This window comes from Bradyrhizobium sp. USDA 4516, assembly GCF_054055915.1.
Genome location: NZ_JBSRXT010000001.1, coordinates 7,639,937 through 7,656,249, shown reverse-complemented (window position 1 = coordinate 7,656,249; position 16,313 = coordinate 7,639,937). Strand labels below are relative to the sequence as shown.

Below are 16,313 nucleotides of genomic sequence, written 5' to 3'. Positions count from 1 at the left end.
CCCCATTGTCCCAAGGGTAGGATGGGACAGGCAGGTTCCATTTGAAGCATACCCCCGTGAACGTCACCCAGACCATCGCTGAACGCGTCATTCGTGCGCCACGGGCGAAGTTTGGCTTCGGCGGAGAACGGGTGTGACCCAGCCCGTGTCCGTGATGGTGCCTGGAGGCCGGTTCGGCCTCGCCGTCCGCGCGCGCCGGCTCGCGGCACGCTCGCTTGTTGCGCTCGGCCTGGCCGCCGGCTGCGCCGGCTGCATTCTGACCCAGGACATCCCGGATCCTGCGCTCGACGTGCCGCAGGGCTACAAGGCCGCGCGTCTCGGCCGCCCGGGCGACGCGCTTCCGACGCTCGATTGGTGGCGGGGCTTCCGCTCCAAGGAGCTGACGCAGCTGATGGAGGAGGCGCAGACCGTCAACCTCGACATCGCCGCTGCGGTTGCGCGCTTCCGCCAGGCCGACGCGCTGGCGCGGCAGGCCGGCGCGGCGCTGCTGCCGACCCTCAATCTCAACGGATCGGAAACCTACTCGCGCACCTCCGGCTCCAGCGCCAGCGGCCTCACCAATGGCGGGCGCGAGGTGGTGAACTACAACGCCTCGCTGAGCGCCAGCTATCAGCTCGACTTCTGGGGCCAGAACCGCGACGCCGCGCAGGCGGCGGAGGAGACCGCCGTTGCCAACCGGTTCGACCGCGAGGTGGTGGCGCTGACCACGCTGGCGAGCGTCGCCAATGCTTATTTCAGCGTGCTCGCGACGCAGGACCGGCTGCGCACCGCGCAGCGCAACATCGCCAGCGCCGAGCGCATCCTCAATGCGATCAAGGAGCGCTTCAAGGCCGGCACCGGCTCCGATCTCGACGTCGCGCAGCAGGAGACCGTGCTCGCCAACCAGCGCGCGCTGGTGCCGCCGCTGCGGCAGACGCTCGACCAGAGCATCAATGCGCTCGCGGTGCTGGTGTCGCGACCGCCGGAAAGCGTGCGCGTCTCCGGCGGCTCGCTCAACGCCGTTGCGATCCCGCGCGTTACGCCGGGCCTGCCGTCTGAATTGCTGACCCAGCGTCCCGACATCCGCCGGCAGGAGGCGCAGCTTGCATCCGCCACCGCCAATGTCGGCAGCGCGCGGGCGCAGTTCTTCCCGAGCATCCAGCTGACCGGAACGGGTGGCTACCAGAGCCAGGCGCTGGTCTCGCTATTCCAGCCGCATGCCGCCTTCTTCAACCTGGTCGGCAGCATGACCCAGCCGATCTTCGACGGCGGCCGGATCCTCGGCAATTTCGAGTACACCAAGGCCAAGCAGGACGAGTTGCTGCAGACCTACCGCAAGACGGTGGTGCAGTCGTTCACCGACGTCGACAATGCGCTGGTCGCGATCCGCGAGACCACGCGCCGGCTGCAGCTGCAGCGCGACGTGCTGTCGTCGTCGCGGCGCGCCTTCGACCTCGCCGAGCAGCAGCTCAAGGCCGGCACCGCCGATATCGTAACTGTGCTAAACACGCAGCTGACCCTGTTCCAGGCGGAAGATGCCTATTCGCAGGCCCAACTGGCCCGGCTATTGGCGATCGTGAGCCTATATCAAGCATTAGGGGGCGGCTGGGAACCGAAGATGGAAAGACCGGTCGATGCTCTTTAAGCCCGACTCGACGGACGACGAGAAACGCACGGCGCCGCGCAAGCGGAGCCTTCTCTCGCGCGTGCTGGGGCGCATGGTGTCCTTGCTCATCACGCTCGTGATCCTCGGCGGGCTCGGCTATCTCGGCTGGCTCGCCTTCCAGCCCAAGCAAAATGGCGGCGGCGGGCGCGGCGCGGGCGGGCGGCCTGACCTGCCGGTGCCGGTGCTGGCGGCCACGCCGCAGGTGCATGACGTGCCGGTCTATCTCGACGGCGTCGGTTCGGTGAGGGCGCTGAATACCGTGACCGTGCGCTCGCAGGTCGACGGCAAGCTGCTCAAGGTGAATTTCGTCGAGGGCCAGGACGTCAAGAAGGACGACGTTCTGGGCGAGATCGATCCGGCGATCTATCAGGCGCAATACGACCAGGCGGTGGCCACGAAGGCCAAGGACGAAGCGCTGCTCGCCAATCAGAAGATCGATCTTGCCCGCTATGAGCAGCTCGCTGCCACCAACGCGGGCTCGAAGCAGCAGGCCGATACGCAGCGAGCGCTGGTCGCGCAGCAGCAGGCCATCATCAAGGCCGACCAGGCCCAGATCGACAATGCGCGCGCCACGCTCGGCTATACCAAGATCGTCGCGCCGATCGCGGGGCGCGCCGGCCTTCGCCAGGTCGACCAGGGCAACATCATCCACGCCGCCGATACCACGGGGCTCGTCATCCTGACCCAGCTGCAGCCGATCGCAGTATGGTTCAGCCTGCCGCAGCAGCAGATCATGCGGGTCAACGCCGCGGCCGCGAAGGGCCAACTCGCGGTCGACGTGTTCGGCAATGACGGCGTCACCGTGATCGATACCGGCAAGCTGACCGGCATCGACAACCAGGTCGATCCGACCACCGGCACGCTGAAGCTGAAGGCGGAATTCCCCAATGCCAGCTACCAGCTCTGGCCCGGCCAGTTCGTCAATGTGCGGCTCAAGGTCGAGACGCTGCCGCAGGCGATCGTGGTGCCGACCTCGGCGGTGCAGCGCGGTCCGGCCGGCACCTTCAGCTACGTGATCGGCGAGGGCGACGTCGTCACCGCCAAGCCGGTCACGGTCACCCAGCAGAACGAGCATGAGGCCGTCATCGCCAGCGGCCTGACCACGTCGGACCGCGTCGTGACGACCGGCTTTGCCAATCTCGCCGATGGCGCGAAGGTCGTGGTCGGCAAGGACGACGGGCCGCCGGCCGCCGATCTCGCGCCGCGCAAGCGCAGCCGCAATCCCGACGGCAAGCGCGGGGCTGGCCAAGGCGAAGGGCAGGGCAAGGACGGCAAGAAAGACTGGCAGGGCAAGGACGGCGAGCATCGCGGCCGGCACGAGCATAGCGAAGGCGATCAGAAGGGGCAGACCGGACCGGCGCCCGCGCCGGCAGCAGGGGGCGAACAGCCGGGCGGCGCGCCGAAGGCGCAGCCATGACTGGCATCCTGACTTCGTAATGGCCGATCTTACAGCGAGCACGCAGCCATGAGCGTCTCCGAACCGTTCATCCGCCGGCCGATCGCCACCTCGCTGCTCGGCATCGCCCTGATGATCGGCGGTGCGCTCGGCTATTGGGCGCTGCCGGTCTCGGCGCTGCCGCAGGTCGACTTCCCGACCGTGCAGGTGACGACGCAACTGCCCGGCGCCAGCCCCGACGTGGTGGCCTCGCTGATCACGGCGCCGCTGGAGCGGCAGCTCGGGCAGATCCCGTCGCTGTCGTCGATGAACTCGACGAGCTCGTTCGGCGTCAGCCAGATCTCGTTGCAGTTCGACCTCAACCGCGACATCGACGGCGCCACGCAGGATGTGCAGGCCGCGATCAATGCGGCCGCCGGCATATTGCCGAAGACGCTGCCGTATCCGCCTGTCTACGCCAAGGTGAACCCGGCGGACGCGCCGGTGATGACGCTGGCGCTGACCTCGGAGACGATCTCGCTGCGGGCGATGAGCGATCTCGCCGACACCATCCTGGGTCAACGGCTGAGCCAGATTTCCGGCGTCGGCCGGGTCTCGATCCTCGGCGGATTGAAGCCGGCGGTGCGCGTGCAGGCCGATCTGGCCCGGCTCGCGGCCTATGGCATCGCGATGGAGGACCTGCGCAGCGCGATCGCCGGTGCCAACGTGTCGGGGCCGAAGGGTTCGCTCGACGGCGCCCAGCAATCCTACACCATCGCCGCCAACGACCAGATCGCCGCCGCCGACGCCTACCGGCCGATCATCATCGCCTATCGCAATGGCTCGCCGGTCACGATCGGCGACGTCGCCCAGATCGTCGATGGGCTGGAGAACGACCGCACCGGCGGCTGGTACCAGGGCACGCCGGCCGTCATCATCGACATCCAGCGCCAGCCGGGCGCCAATGTCATCGACGTCGTCAAGCAGATCCGCGGCGAAATCCCGCGGCTGCAACGCGCGGTCCCGGCCGGCGTCAAGCTGACCATTGTCTCCGATCGTACCGTGACGATCCGCGCCTCGGTGCGCGATGTGCAGTTCACGCTGATCCTGAGCGTCGTGCTGGTGACACTGGTGGTGCTCCTGTTCCTGCGGTCGCTGCGCGCGACCCTGATCGCCGGCGTTGCGCTGCCGCTGTCGCTGATCACGAGCTTCGGCATCATGTATTTCGCGGGCTTCAGCCTCGACAATCTGTCGCTGATGGCGCTGACCATCGGAACCGGGTTTGTGGTCGACGACGCCATCGTCATGATCGAGAACATCGTCCGCCACATGGAAGACGGCGAAACGGTGATGGAGGCCTCGCTGAAGGGGGCCAGCGAGATCGGCTTCACCGTGATCTCGCTGACGGTGTCGCTGATCGCGGTGTTCATCCCGCTGCTGTTCATGTCCGGCCTGGTTGGCCGCATGTTCCGCGAATTCGCGCTCACCTTGACGATCGCGGTCGTGACCTCGGCGATCGTCTCGCTGACATTGACGCCGATGATGTGCTCGCGGCTGCTCAAGAACATCCATGAGGAGATGGCGGTCCCGGGCCTTGCCGCGGTCAGCCGTTTCATCGACCGCATGGTGGAGTTCTACCATCGGACGCTGCTCTGGGTGCTGCGGCGCCAGCGCGCGACGCTGCTGGTGACGTTCGCGACCATCGCGCTGACGCTGATCATGTATGTGCTGGCACCGAAGGGTTTTCTGCCGCTGCAGGACACCTCATCGATCACGGCGGTGACCGAGGCCGGACCCGACGTTTCGTTCGCCGAGATGCAGCGGCGGCAGAGCGCGGTCTCAAACATCATCAAGGCCGATCCTGATGTGGTCGGCGTTGTCTCGGTGATCGGTTCGGGCTCGGTCAATCCGACCACCAATGTCGGCCGTCTGGTGATGACGCTGAAGCCGCTCGACCAGCGGCGCGAGGGCGTCGTCAAGGTGATCGAGCGGCTGAAGGAGAAGATCGCGACGGTGCCCGGCATGACGGTCTACTTCCAGCCGGTGCAGGATGTGCAGATCTCGACCCAGTCGAGCCGCTCGCAATACCAGTACACGCTGACCGCGACCGACGCCGCCGAGGTCTCGCAATGGGCGCAAAAGCTCGTCGCCGAGATGCGGCGGGACCTGATCTTCCGCGATGTCTCCTCGGAGGCGCAGGAGGGGGGCCTGCGCGCGGCGCTCGACGTCAACCGCCAGCGTGCCGGCCAGCTCGGTGTCAGTCTGCAGGGCGTCACCGATACGCTGAACGACGCCTTCGCACAGCGGCAGATCTCGACGATCTACGGCCAGGCCAACCAGTACCGCGTCGTGCTCGAAGCGCTGCCGATGTATCAGCGCGACCCGTCGATCCTCGACAAGCTCTATCTGCCCGGAGCCAACGGCGCGCAGGTGCCGCTGTCGGCGGTGGCGACGCTGGTCCGGACAACGGCGCCGCTCGCGATCTCGCACCAGGCGCAGTTCCCGTCAGTCTCGCTCAGCTTCAACCTGGCGCCGGGCGAGGCGCTGGGCGACGCGGTCGCGGCCGTGAAGGCGATCGAGAGCAGGATCGGAATGCCCGGCAGCATCGTCGGGATCTATTCCGGCGACGCCGCCGAATTCTCGCGCTCGCTCGCCGGCCAGCCCTGGCTGATCCTGGCGGCGATCATCACGATCTACATCGTGCTCGGCGTGCTCTATGAGAGCTATATCCATCCGATCACCATCCTCTCGACGCTGCCCTCGGCCGGCGTCGGCGCCATCCTCGCCTTGATGCTGTGCGGGCAGGACCTCTCGGTGATCGGCCTGATCGGCATCATCCTGTTGATGGGTATCGTCAAGAAGAACGCGATCATGATGATCGACTTCGCGCTGGAGGCCGAGCGTCACCAGGGCATGTCGTCCTATGACGCCATCGTGCAGGCCTGCCTGCTGCGCTTCCGCCCGATCATGATGACGACGTTGGCGGCGCTGTTCGGCGCGCTGCCGCTCGCGATCGAAAGCGGCACCGGCGCGGAACTGCGCTTCCCGCTCGGTATCTCGATCATCGGCGGCCTGCTGTTGAGCCAGCTGCTGACGCTCTACACCACGCCGGTGATCTATCTGGCGCTCGACCGCCTCAACCGCCGGATCGAGCGGGCCGTGCCTGAGCCGGGTCCCAGCGGCCCGCCGATCGCGGGCGCCACCGAGGGCATGCAGTGATCTCGATCTCGGAGCCCTTCATCCGTAGGCCGGTGGGCACCACACTGCTTGCGATCGGGCTGTTCCTGGTCGGGATCGTCGCCTACCAGTTCCTGCCGGTGTCGTCGGTTCCGAATGTCGATTTCCCGACCATCCGGGTGTCGGCGTCCAGGCCAGGAGCCGATCCCTCGGTGATGGCCGCAACCGTCGCCGCACCGCTGGAGCGCAAGCTCGGCACCATTTCGGGCGTCGACCAGATCACCTCGACGAGCTCGCTCGGCACCACCAGCATCCAGGTGCAGTTCTCGATCGGCCGCAATATCGACCGCGCCGCGCGCGACGTGCAGGCCGCGATCAACGCCTCGCTCGCCGATTTGCCGAGCGACCTGCCGTCGCTGCCCAGGTTCCGCAAGGCCAACCCGGCCGCGTCGCCGGTATTCGTGCTGGCGCTGACCTCGAAGACGATCTCGACCAGCGCGATGTACGACGTCGCCGACACGGTGCTGGCGCAGCGCATCTCGCAGGTGCCGGGAGTGGGCGAGGTGACCGTCAGCGGGGCCGACCAGCCAGCGGTGCGCATCGCGCTCAACCCGGTGTCCCTGGCGAACGCCGGGATCGCGACCGACGACGTCCGGCTCGCGATCATCAATGCCAACCCGCTGGGACCGGTCGGCATCTTCAATGGCGGCCGGCTGAGCGAGACGCTCTCGATCAACAAGCAGATGCGCACCGCGACCGAATTCCGCGACATTGTCATCAAGAGCTCGAACGGCAATTACGTCCGTCTCGCCGACGTCGCCGAGGTCGAGGATTCCGTGCGCAACTCGCGCTCGATCGCCTGGTTCAACAAGCAGCCGGCGGTGCTGATCCAGATCACCAAGCAGGGCGACGCCAACGTCATCGACACCGTCGACGGCGTTCGCAGGATGCTGCCGGAATTGAGGAAATGGATTCCGGCGGGCGTCGAGACCTCCACCCTGGTCGATCGTACCGGAACGATCCGCGCCAGCGTCGAGGACATGCAGTTCACGCTGCTGGCGACCGCCATGCTTGTGATGATTGTGGTGTTCGTGTTCCTGCGCCGGGTGGTGCCGACGATCGCCGCCGGCGTGTCGGTGCCGCTGGCGCTGGCGGGCACCTGCGCCGGGATGTGGCTCGCCGGCTTCTCGATCGACAATCTGTCGCTGATGGCGCTGGCGATCTCCGTCGGCTTCGTGGTCGACGACGCCATCGTGATGATCGAGAACATGTACCGCAATCTCGAGCAGGGCATGGCGCCGTATCCGGCCGCGGTCGAAGGCGCCAAGCAGATCGGCTTCACGGTGCTGTCGATCTCGCTGTCGCTGATCGCGGCCTTCACGCCGCTGATCTTCATGGATGGCATCGTCGGGCGCCTGCTGCGCGAATTCTCGCTGACGCTGGTGTTCGCGATCGCGGTTTCGACCGTGGTGTCGCTGACCATCACGCCGATGATCTGCGCGCATTACATTAGGGAGGCGACCTCGGATCATGCCACCTGGTACGATCGCGTCATCGAGGGCACGTTGTCCCGTGTCGTGGCGTTCTACGCAGCGACGCTGCGAATCGTGCTCGGCTATCCCTTCCTGACCCTGGTGGTGTTCTTCGCCACCGTCGCGCTGACGGTGACGCTCTACATCAAGACGCCGAAGGGCTATTTTCCGACCGACGACAGCGGCTTCGTGATCGGCTCGACGCGGGCGTCGGCGGATATCTCGTTCCAGGCGATGCTTCAGCTGCAGCAGCGGCTCGCCGACATCGTGATGGCCGACCCCGCTGTCGCCGGCATCGGCTCGTCAGTCGGTTCCGGCGGCGGCCCGGGCGGCGCCACCTCCAACCGCGGCATCATGTACATCAGTCTGAAGCCGCCGGAGGAGCGGGGCGGCCTGTCGACCGCCCAGGTGATCGACCGGCTGCGCCGCAACCTGTACATGGTGCCGGGCATCCGCCTGTTCATGTTCGCCGCCCAGGATATCCGAACCGGCGGCCGGCAGAGCGATTCCGACTACCAATACACGCTCGCCTCGACCGACCTCGAGCTGTTGCAGAAATGGGCGCCGATCGTGGCCAAGCGCATGGAGACGGTGGAGGGCATCACGGACGTCTCCTCCGACCGCGATCCCGGCGGCCTGCAACTCAACCTCGTGATCGACCGCAAGACCGCCTCCAGCCTCGGCGTCCGCGTGCAGGACATCGACAACGCGCTCAACAACGCCTTCTCGCAGCGGCAGATCTCGTACATCTACACCCAGCGCAACCAGTACGTGGTGGTGCTCGAGATCGATCCGAAATTCCAGAGCGATCCGTCGAACCTCGAGCGCATCTACGTTGCCGGCGCCAACGACGTGCAGGTGCCGCTGTCGGCGCTGGTGCACTACCAGCGTGGATTATCGGCGCTCGCGGTCTATCACTCCGGCGGCTTCCCCTCGACCACGGTGTCGTTCAACCTGCTGCCGGACGTGCCGCTGGAGGTCGCGACGACGAACATCCAGCAGGCGGTCGACGAGCTGCACATGCCCGAGGGCATTCGCGGCAGCTTCGACGGCAATGCCGGCGACTTCAACAAGACCAGCGGGCGGCAGCCGCTCCTGATCCTCGGCGCGCTGGTCGCGATGTATATCGTGCTCGGCGTGCTCTATGAGAGCCTGGCGCATCCGATCACGATCATCTCGACGCTGCCGTCGGCCGGCCTCGGCGCGTTGCTCGCATTGCAGGTGACCAACACGCCGCTGACGGTGATCGCCTTCGTCGGCATCATCCTCTTGATCGGCATCGTCAAGAAGAACGGCATCATGATGGTCGACTTCGCGCTCGAGGCCGAGCGGCATCAGGGCCTGTCGTCGCGGGACGCGATCTTCGAGGCCTGCCGCGCGCGCTTCCGTCCCATCCTGATGACGACGATGGCCGCGCTGTTCGCCGGCATTCCGCTGGTCATTGCGACCGGCCCGGGCACCGAGCTGCGCCGGCCGCTCGGCATCACCATCATCGGCGGCCTGTTCGTGTCGCAGATCCTGACGCTCTACACGACGCCGGTGATCTATCTCTTGATCGACCGGCTGCGCCAGCGCCGCGAGCCGTCAGGCGTGCACGCACCCGCGGAATAGTTTGAATTGCACGATTGCAAGCGTATAGCGGAGCGATGTCCGAACCGACCGAAGCAAAAACCGATATTGTCGCCGAGATCGAGGAGTGCGCGCATTGCGGCAAGCCGTTGCCGCTGTGCATCTGCGACAGCGTCACGCCGATCGAGAGCCGCATCCAGCTCCTGATCCTGATCCATCCGCAGGAGCAGGACAGGGCGCTCGGCACCGCGCGACTGTTGGCACAGCATTTCGAAAACGCCGTGGTGCGGATCGGGCTGTCCTGGCCGAGCCTGGCCAAGGCGCTCGGCCGGCCGGTACCCGATCCGTCACGCTGGGCGGCGCTCTATCTCGGCTCCGCCAAGGTCGAAGACCTCGAGACCGATGCCGAGATCGTTGCGATCAACCGCAAGGGCGAGCTCGAGCCGCATCAGCGCGCCATCCTCTCCGACATCGAGGGCATCGTGCTGCTCGACGGCACCTGGAGCCAGGCCAAGGCGCTGTGGTGGCGCAATGCCTGGATGCTGAAGTGTCAGCGGGTGATTCTCGGGCCGAAACGGCCCTCGCTCTACGGCAGACTGCGGCGGGAACCGCGCCGCGACGGCCTGTCCACCATTGAGGCGGCCGCGATCCTGCTGGCGGGGCTGGAGAAGCGGCCGGACATTGCCGCAACGTTGTCAGGCAGTTTCGAGCGGATGCTGGCGAGGTTCCGCGAAGTGCAGGCCAAATTGCCGGAATTGGCGCCAAAACCGAAGAAGCGGGATTTCCGGAGGCGCCGGCGCTAGAAGCCTGATCCGGAAAAGCGCGAAGCGGTCTTCCGAAAGGATATTGCTCAAACAAGGGGCACCTTACCTTCCGGCTCGGTTGCCTATCGGAGAGAGGCCGTATATGAAGTCCGCCGCAAGGGGCCACGTGGCGGAGTGGTTACGCAACGGTCTGCAAAACCGTGTACACCAGTTCAATTCTGGTCGTGGCCTCCACTCATCTCATCAATGGCTTGCAGCCAGTCAATGAGAAGCCGCATTAGCTCGCGGCGTACCAACCTTCAGGAAACGGAATCAGCGGCCACGGCGCCTGGTTGTCATTGGCCGCGCGCGGTGGCGGCTGAATGCGGGGCGAGGGCTGAGCCACGAAATCCTCCTGAGCAATGGGCGCGATCGCCGTTCGCACGGCGTCCAGCAGCAGATCAAATTCGACTTCGCTCATCACGCTCTCCGAGGTTCGAGAGCGCCATGGTCGCAAAACAGTCTTCGGTCCGGATTGAGCGATTCGTTCGAATTTTATGAAAAGAACGATGGCGCCCGCTTTGGTTAATGAATCGTTGGTGATCCCTTCGGGAACCTAGGTCGGCATGGCCGCACCTCGTGTGAAACAAATCACAACTTTCTAAAAACTCTTGCCGGGATTCCCGGCGGTATTCATAGCCGTCAAATATCGCAGGAATTTTAGGGAGACGTGACAATGGAGGCAAGTATCGCACGGTGGGGACCAGTCGCATGCCGCACGATCCTCGGCTCCTGCTGACGCGAACGGCGTAAGCCGTATGCGCCCGTATCTATCGTTTCTGTACAGGGAATATTCCCAACGCTCGTGCCGGAGCCGTCATGCCAGACTGGCGAGGTCGTGCGGCAGCATGGTCTTGAACTGCGTCAGCGCTTGCCGCGCCTTCCTCGGTGGCAGCGTGATCGCGTGACGGACGGCGGCTGCGATCAGTGTCATGGTCAGGGCGGAAAAGGTGGCGAGGGCGGCAGTCGGCATGTCGGGCGCAATCCGCCTGACCGCGTCGGACAACAGGCCGGAGAGCACGGCCATGTCGTCCGCATCGAGCTTCTGCAGGGCGCGGTCGGCTTGCGTCGCCTGCCAGATGTCGCGCATGACAGGCTCGCGCATGAACATCTCGTAGTAGCTGTCGACGATCCTGCACAGCGCCGGGTGCAGGTCGCGCGCGGTCGTCACCGCGGCCAGATCGCGCCTGACGCAATCGCGCCCGACCGCGTTATGGCGTTCGGCCAGGGTGCCGATGATCGCGGCCTTGTCCGGGAAATATTGATAGAGCGAGCCGAATGCGACGCCGCTGCGCGCGACGACGTCGCTCATGCGGAAAGCCTCGCTGCCCTTTTCCGCCATGATCTCGGTCGCACAGGCGAGGATGCGCTCGAAGCGCTCGCGGCTGCGCTGCTGGGTCGGGGCAAGCCGCGCCAGCCCGGGCAGGGGGACTTCCACGGATGCGGCCTTTCGTCTCGACATCTTTCGCTTCCCTGCGATCGGGGTTGACGGCTCTAATACGAGAGTTTATCGCATTTCACAAATACGAGTATATCTCGCATTTGGAGGCGGAACGATGCGCCAGATCCTGACCTCGGGCTTGCTTTGGTTTTCCGCGCTCGGCTGCGGCCTGCTCGCCGGGCTCTATTTCGCGTTCTCGGCTTTCGTCATGACCGCGCTCGGCCGCATCGATCAGGCCGCCGGCATCTCGGCGATGAACGCGATCAATGTCGATATCGTCCGCTCGCCGTTCATGCCGGTGTTCCTCGGCACCACGCTGTCCTGCGCCGTGCTGGCCGTGCTCGGCGGGCTCGGATGGCAGGAGCCGGGCGCGGTTGCGATGATTTGCGGCGGCGGGCTCTACGTGGTCGGCATGTTCGTCGTCACCGTCGTCTTCAATGTGCCGCTGAATGATCAGCTTGCGGCCTCTGACCCGGCGGGCACGTCGGCGGCGTCGGTTTGGGCGCGCTATCTGACCGACTGGACCTTCTGGAACCACGTGCGGACCATCGCATCGCTGGCCGCGACCGCGCTGTTCATCGTTGCCATCGCCGGGCGGTAGCCAACCCCGTTTGCGAGAGGAGCTGGGCCGTGGCGCCCCTGACAGAATCGCGGGGCGCCGCGTGGCCGCCGCGCTGGCGGTGGTTTCCAGGCGCCCGCAGGAGCGCGGCGGGGCCGGCGTGCTGGGCATGTTGCACGCCGGGCAACAGGTAAGCCCTTGTATCGCAGAGGCTTACCGTGCGCGCTAAAGTTTCGCCGGAGGGGCCATTTGGTTCTTTGCAAGGCCGAAAGGCTTTGTTATACGCTGCCCGCTCGCGAACAGCTGTTCGCCTATTCCTCGGTAGCTCAGCGGTAGAGCATTCGACTGTTAATCGAATGGTCGCTGGTTCGAATCCAGCCCGGGGAGCCAGTTTGGTCTGGCCCCATCGATCCCCCAAATCGCCATCACAAGCCCGTGGTCCGCAGCGGACAGGCCGAAAACGTCGTCAAATCGACTCAATAGCCGTCGACACTTGCTCCCGCCGGGTCTTGAGAGGTGATTTTGATGGCCATTAACCTGATCGACCTGTCGATGCCGCAGCCGACGCTCGTTCCGAGCGATGCCCCCGACATCAGTGACGATGAGTGCGTCCGCCGGCTCGCGAGGGCCGTCGAGGAGCATGATTCCGAGCATCTCGATGAAGTGGCCCGCCTGATCGGCCGGCTCGCCGTCACGATCGAATAGACTGCGCCTTGGAGCGCGTTTTGGGAGCGCGTTTCGCCCGCCAGCGGCGTGTTGCGTTTTGGCGGAGCTTGTTCCAAAAGATGGCCCTGTTCTAGCTTCTCCAGCGGCAATGCCGCGACTTGCAGGGTCTCCGCCAATGACCGGTTTTTCGACCGCGCGCCAGTATATGGTCGATGGTCAGGTGCGTCCGAGCGACGTGACCGATGATCGCATTCTCGATGCCATGCTGACCGTGCCGCGCGAGGTCTTCGTGCCGGCCAGCAAGCAGGCGCTGGCCTATCTCGACCTCGACCTCGATGTCGCCGAGGGCGGTGCGACGAGGCGCTGCCTGATCACGCCGGCGCTGCTCGCCCGGATGCTCCAGGCCGCCGAGATCAAGGCCACCGACCGCGTCCTCGTGGTCGGCTGCGCGACCGGCTACGCCGCCGCCGTCGTGGCGCGCTTTGCCGCAGAGGTCAGCGCGACCGAAAGCGATCCGGCCCTTGCCGCAAAGGCGACCGCGGCGTTCGCCGAGCTCGGAATCCAGAATATCACCGTCAAAACGGCCGCGGCCGCCGACGGCGATGCCGCGGGCGCCCCGTTTGACGTCATTATCCTCAATGGTGCGACGGAGATCGTCCCGACCGGGCTGTTCGGCCAACTCAAGGAGGGGGGCCGGCTGGTCGGAGTGTTCGGCCTGTTGCCGCCGCCGCGCGCCACCCTGGTGACGCACTCCCACGGGGATTTCGGCCATCGCGAGCTGTTCGACGCCTCGGCTCCCGTTTTACCCGGATTCGAGCGAGTTCCCGCCTTCGTCTTCTGACCGCGATGGCGGCGCACCGGCTGATAAAATCCCGTTCCGAATCAGAAGTGTGGCCCGTTTGCCCCATGTGAAGAGTTTCGACCGTGTTCCGTTGCGGGGTAGTTCCGTTGGGCCTAGCTGCGGACTAAGGTGAGGCGGGACTCACTTCGACTGAAGCGACCGCCGGACTGATTTGCGTGTGGGAGACGGCGACTACAATGATTGGATTTCCGGGGATGCGTGGGGTGAAGGTTGTCACCGCGGCTGCGACTGCCGTCCTTCTGTTGGCGGAGATGGGCCCTGTGCCCGCACTCGCCGATACCATCGAGGCCGCGCTGGTGCGGTCCTACCAAAACAATCCCCAGCTGAACGCGCAACGCGCGCAGGTGCGGTCAACTGACGAGAACGTTCCGCAGGCACTGTCGGGCTACCGCCCGAAAGTCGCACTGACGGCAAGCGCGGGGTACCAATACACCGATACGCTGACGACACAGGGCGGCGACGCGAACAATCTTGTCCGCACCCAAATCCATGGCGCCAACGCGCCGCGCAGCGCAGGCCTCACGGTCAACCAATCGCTGTTCAACGCGCAGACCGCGCCCAGGGTGCGCGCGGCCGAAAGCCAGGTCTCGGCGGCGCGCGAGGGCCTGCGTGTGCTCGAGCAAACCGTGATCCTGAGCGCGGCCACGATCTACATGGACTATCTCCGCGACTCCGCCATCGTCGAAGTTCAGCGCAGCAACACGCGCGTGCTGGAACAGACGCTGAAGCAGACCCAGGACCGCTTCAATGTCGGCGAAGTGACGCGGACCGACGTCGCGCAATCCGAAGCGCAGCTCGCGGCAGGTAAAACCCAGCAGCTCACCGCCGAATCGAACCTGACGACGACGCGATCGAATTTCCGCCGCATCATCGGCAACGAGCCGCAGAATCTCGCGCCGGGCTCGCCGGTCGACCGCTTCCTGCCGACGACGCTTGCGGCCGCCGTCGATCTCAGCCTGACCCAGAATCCGAACGTCACCTCGGCGATGTACGGCGTCGACGTCAACTTCCTGCAGGTCAAGGTCAGCGAGGGTGCGCTGTTCCCGTCGGTCAACCTGCAAACGTCGGTGCAGCAGCAATACGAACAGACCCTGATCAGCCAGCGCACATTCAGCGCGGGAACGGCGGTCCAGCTGTCGGTGCCGCTCTACCAGGGTGGTGCGGAATACTCGCTGATCCGCCAGTCCAAGGAATCGCTGGCGCAGCAGCGCCTCGTGCTCGAGCAGACCCGCGATCAGGCGCGCGCCAACGTCGTCACCGCGTGGGGCCAGCTGGTCGCCGGCAAGTCGCAGGTGGCATCGGCACAGGCGCAGGTGACCGCGTCGGAGATCGCCTTGAACGGCGTGCGCGAAGAGGCCAAGGCCGGTCAGCGCACCACGCTCGACGTGCTCAACGCGCAGCAGGCGCTCGTCAACGCGCGCAACGCGCTGGTCACCGCGCAGCACGACCGCGTCGTCGCGTCCTATAACGTGCTGAGCGCGGTTGGCCGCTTGTCGCCGCAGGTGCTCGGGCTTTCGACCAACGTCTACGATCCGAGCGTGCATTACCAGCAGGTTCGTGACAACTGGGCCGGCGTACGCACGCCCGACGGCCGCTAAACACCTTCGCATCGTCATCGCTTGTCGCGTCACGTTTGTGGTTCTGAGTTAATCAGGACCACAAACAGGCGCGTTTGCTTGCATTCGATAATTGGCCTGACATACCGTTTTGTCGGGCAGCAAGGCGATTCGCGGCGCGCCGGCGTAGCGTGATGACAGGTGCGACGCCCCCTGTGATCACGCTGCATTGGGCGACACGAAGCTTGCACAAAGCCTCGGGCGGGCTTGATCTGGGGACAAGTCGGGCGGGAGCAATGAAAATCTCTGCCCGCATCATCGGAACCGGCGAATCCTCTCGGGCTTGATGTAAATTCGTTTCGATGTGGAGTCGGAGATGACGCAACCTGCGAAGGTCCAAGAGCCCTCGATGGAGGAGATCCTGGCGTCGATCCGTCGCATCATTGCCGACGACGAGGCGAAGCCGGCCGCGGCCGAGAAGCCTGCGGCCGCCGCTGCAGCCCCGGCGCCGAAGGTCGAGCCAGCACCAGCAGCCAAGCCCGCGATGAAGAGCCCGCCGTCCGCAGCGCCACCGGCCGCGAAGGCCGCCGCGCCGGCGCCGAAATCACCGCCGCCTGCGCCGGCACCGGCGGCCAGCAACAGTCAGGACGATATCGACTCGCTGCTCGCCAGCCTCGATGAGGCGACGCCCGCAGCCGAGATCAGGCCGTCGCCGCAGCCCGCGGCCCAGCCCGAAGCCGACGTGTTCGAACTCACCGACGAGATGGCGCTGCCGGACCCGGCCGCCGCGCCGTCGTTCCGCAAGGTCGAGCCGCAGGACGACCTCGAGTTCACGGAAGCGCGGAGCCGGGCGCCGGAACCGGCCCGGGAGCCGCCGGCGATCGAGACCGCGCCCATGCAGCAGATCATCTCGGGAACCACGATGCGGGCCGTCGAGTCGGCCTTCAACTCTTTGGCCAACACCGTGCTGAGCAACAATGCGCGGACGCTCGAGGATCTGGTCAAGGAGATGCTGCGGCCGATGCTGAAGTCCTGGCTGGACGACAATCTGCCCGGGCTGGTCGAGCGGATCGTCAAGGCCGAGATCGAGCGGGTATCCCGCGGGCGCTAGCTGCGCGCGGCGTTAGC

Annotated in this window: 12 protein-coding genes and 2 tRNA genes; 12 read left to right on the top strand and 2 right to left on the bottom strand. The window is 65.8% G+C overall.

Features of this window, described 5'->3' with window-relative positions; genetic code table 11:
- Positions 1-154: 154 nt before the first annotated feature.
- From ACVI1L_RS35235 to ACVI1L_RS35210, 6 genes are all read left to right on the top strand, one after another.
- The gene (locus tag ACVI1L_RS35235) at positions 155-1,624 is read left to right on the top strand and encodes an efflux transporter outer membrane subunit (protein WP_456785648.1); all 1,470 of its coding nucleotides are present in this window, start codon (positions 155-157) and stop codon (positions 1,622-1,624) included.
- Positions 1,614-3,062 (top strand): efflux RND transporter periplasmic adaptor subunit, encoded by a 1,449-nt coding sequence (locus tag ACVI1L_RS35230; RefSeq protein ID WP_456784987.1) that lies wholly within the window; start codon positions 1,614-1,616, stop codon positions 3,060-3,062. Before ACVI1L_RS35235 ends, ACVI1L_RS35230 begins: the two co-directional genes overlap by 11 nt.
- 48 nt (positions 3,063-3,110) lie before the next feature.
- Positions 3,111-6,239, top strand: a complete 3,129-nt coding sequence (locus ACVI1L_RS35225; RefSeq protein WP_456784986.1) for an efflux RND transporter permease subunit — start codon at positions 3,111-3,113, stop codon at positions 6,237-6,239.
- Positions 6,236-9,340 (top strand): efflux RND transporter permease subunit, encoded by a 3,105-nt coding sequence (locus tag ACVI1L_RS35220; protein ID WP_456784985.1) that lies wholly within the window; start codon positions 6,236-6,238, stop codon positions 9,338-9,340. Before ACVI1L_RS35225 ends, ACVI1L_RS35220 begins: the two co-directional genes overlap by 4 nt.
- A gap of 35 nt (positions 9,341-9,375) precedes the next feature.
- Positions 9,376-10,101: a tRNA-uridine aminocarboxypropyltransferase gene (locus ACVI1L_RS35215; RefSeq protein WP_057016563.1), complete on the top strand. Its 726-nt coding sequence runs from the start codon at positions 9,376-9,378 to the stop codon at positions 10,099-10,101.
- 121 nt (positions 10,102-10,222) lie between these two features.
- Positions 10,223-10,296 (top strand) — tRNA-Cys (locus ACVI1L_RS35210).
- 43 nt (positions 10,297-10,339) lie between these two features.
- Here ACVI1L_RS35210 and ACVI1L_RS35205 read toward each other — a convergent pair.
- Together ACVI1L_RS35205 and ACVI1L_RS35200 are read right to left on the bottom strand one after the other, a co-directional pair.
- Complete coding sequence (locus ACVI1L_RS35205; protein WP_024584196.1) at positions 10,340-10,522, bottom strand: hypothetical protein; 183 nt, start codon at positions 10,520-10,522, stop codon at positions 10,340-10,342.
- A 396-nt stretch (positions 10,523-10,918) separates the two neighbouring features.
- A complete protein-coding gene (locus ACVI1L_RS35200; RefSeq protein WP_057016564.1) occupies positions 10,919-11,563 on the bottom strand; it encodes a TetR family transcriptional regulator in 645 nt (214 codons plus the stop codon).
- A 94-nt stretch (positions 11,564-11,657) separates the two neighbouring features.
- Between ACVI1L_RS35200 and ACVI1L_RS35195 the strand changes: the two genes are divergently transcribed.
- From ACVI1L_RS35195 to ACVI1L_RS35170, 6 genes are all read left to right on the top strand, one after another.
- The gene (locus tag ACVI1L_RS35195) at positions 11,658-12,143 is read left to right on the top strand and encodes an anthrone oxygenase family protein (protein ID WP_057016565.1); all 486 of its coding nucleotides are present in this window, start codon (positions 11,658-11,660) and stop codon (positions 12,141-12,143) included.
- A 273-nt stretch (positions 12,144-12,416) separates the two neighbouring features.
- Positions 12,417-12,491: transfer RNA gene (locus ACVI1L_RS35190), tRNA-Asn, on the top strand.
- Positions 12,492-12,626: 135 nt separating this feature from the next.
- Complete coding sequence (locus ACVI1L_RS35185; RefSeq protein ID WP_050404540.1) at positions 12,627-12,806, top strand: hypothetical protein; 180 nt, start codon at positions 12,627-12,629, stop codon at positions 12,804-12,806.
- A 136-nt stretch (positions 12,807-12,942) separates the two neighbouring features.
- Positions 12,943-13,608 (top strand): protein-L-isoaspartate O-methyltransferase family protein, encoded by a 666-nt coding sequence (locus ACVI1L_RS35180; protein WP_057016566.1) that lies wholly within the window; start codon positions 12,943-12,945, stop codon positions 13,606-13,608.
- A gap of 215 nt (positions 13,609-13,823) precedes the next feature.
- Positions 13,824-15,227 carry a TolC family outer membrane protein gene (locus ACVI1L_RS35175; RefSeq protein WP_057016567.1) on the top strand — a complete coding sequence of 468 codons (1,404 nt, stop codon included), beginning with the start codon at positions 13,824-13,826 and terminating at the stop codon, positions 15,225-15,227.
- Positions 15,228-15,561: 334 nt separating this feature from the next.
- A complete protein-coding gene (locus ACVI1L_RS35170) occupies positions 15,562-16,296 on the top strand; it encodes a PopZ family protein (protein WP_057016568.1) in 735 nt (244 codons plus the stop codon).
- Positions 16,297-16,313: the final 17 nt, after the last annotated feature.

Coding starts and splice junctions, on each gene's coding strand:
- ACVI1L_RS35235 (WP_456785648.1), top strand. CDS start 155: ATGGTGCCTGGAGGCCGGTTCGGCCTCGCCGTCCGCGCGCGCCGGCTC.
- ACVI1L_RS35230 (WP_456784987.1), top strand. CDS start 1,614: ATGCTCTTTAAGCCCGACTCGACGGACGACGAGAAACGCACGGCGCCG.
- ACVI1L_RS35225 (WP_456784986.1), top strand. CDS start 3,111: ATGAGCGTCTCCGAACCGTTCATCCGCCGGCCGATCGCCACCTCGCTG.
- ACVI1L_RS35215 (WP_057016563.1), top strand. CDS start 9,376: ATGTCCGAACCGACCGAAGCAAAAACCGATATTGTCGCCGAGATCGAG.
- ACVI1L_RS35205 (WP_024584196.1), bottom strand. CDS start 10,522: ATGAGCGAAGTCGAATTTGATCTGCTGCTGGACGCCGTGCGAACGGCG.
- ACVI1L_RS35200 (WP_057016564.1), bottom strand. CDS start 11,563: ATGTCGAGACGAAAGGCCGCATCCGTGGAAGTCCCCCTGCCCGGGCTG.
- ACVI1L_RS35195 (WP_057016565.1), top strand. CDS start 11,658: ATGCGCCAGATCCTGACCTCGGGCTTGCTTTGGTTTTCCGCGCTCGGC.
- ACVI1L_RS35185 (WP_050404540.1), top strand. CDS start 12,627: ATGGCCATTAACCTGATCGACCTGTCGATGCCGCAGCCGACGCTCGTT.
- ACVI1L_RS35180 (WP_057016566.1), top strand. CDS start 12,943: ATGACCGGTTTTTCGACCGCGCGCCAGTATATGGTCGATGGTCAGGTG.
- ACVI1L_RS35175 (WP_057016567.1), top strand. CDS start 13,824: ATGCGTGGGGTGAAGGTTGTCACCGCGGCTGCGACTGCCGTCCTTCTG.
- ACVI1L_RS35170 (WP_057016568.1), top strand. CDS start 15,562: ATGACGCAACCTGCGAAGGTCCAAGAGCCCTCGATGGAGGAGATCCTG.